At 45.2% G+C, this 737-nt stretch carries 1 protein-coding gene and 1 pseudogene; both read right to left on the bottom strand.

The window, feature by feature from the left end:
• Nucleotides 1–339, bottom strand: a 339-nt coding sequence (locus R8N49_RS26890; RefSeq protein ID WP_318190424.1) for an FAD-dependent oxidoreductase, incomplete at its 3' end; no start/stop codon positions are given.
• A 233-nt stretch (nucleotides 340–572) separates the two neighbouring features.
• A pseudogene (locus tag R8N49_RS26885) lies at nucleotides 573–737 on the bottom strand (acyl-CoA synthetase); the annotation flags it as partial.

Raw genomic sequence — 737 nt, 5'->3', positions numbered from 1 at the left:
ACAAAACGCGTCAATTTCAAGCACGGCTTGTTCGGACTCTTTGACTAACCAAGCAGCCTGAGCTTCACCAAACAAACGTTTTAAGGTCGGAAACTTTGTCGACCAAGTCAGCATGCAACCACCATTCGCTCCAGACGCGCCACTGCCGCACAGACCCTTTTCTATCACAACAACATGCTTTTTCGGTGCTTGCTGTTTGATCATAATGGCGGTCCAAAGTCCGGTGTAACCACCGCCAATAATCGCGACATCAGCGTCGATATCTTCATTCAGTGGCTTAGCTGGTTGAGGCTGTTCAAGTTCAAGCGCTTGCTTAAACCAGTAAGATAGGTGTGCCATTGTTTTTCCTTCGTGTCATTCATGAACTTGTTTTCGAGAAGCTCACTGTACAAACGATGCGCAGTTTCAACGAGCAAGAAAAACTATCGCTGCGCGTAAGAAAAAATGACGCCACGCGGCAAAGTGACGGGAGATTTTAAAGAACCGAAAAGCACAAAAAAGGAGGAGCGTGGCTCCTCCAAAAAATGCAATGATATTAACTATTAGGGATAGATTAAGGGGAATAGCGTCAGTTAGTACCTACCAGGCTCGCGCATACGGTATTCGTATGTCACATTTACTACTGGCTGGAAAGTCACCTGACCATTACTTTCCATAAATTCATCGACCGTCACTTTTGAATCGGTAATCGAAAATGACTGACGATCCACAAACTCAGACTTACGAGTAAATTCGTC

It is taken from the genome of Vibrio sp. 1978 (assembly GCF_033344345.1).
Note: the sequence above shows the minus strand (reverse complement) of the source record. Positions and strands in the feature narration are given on the sequence as shown.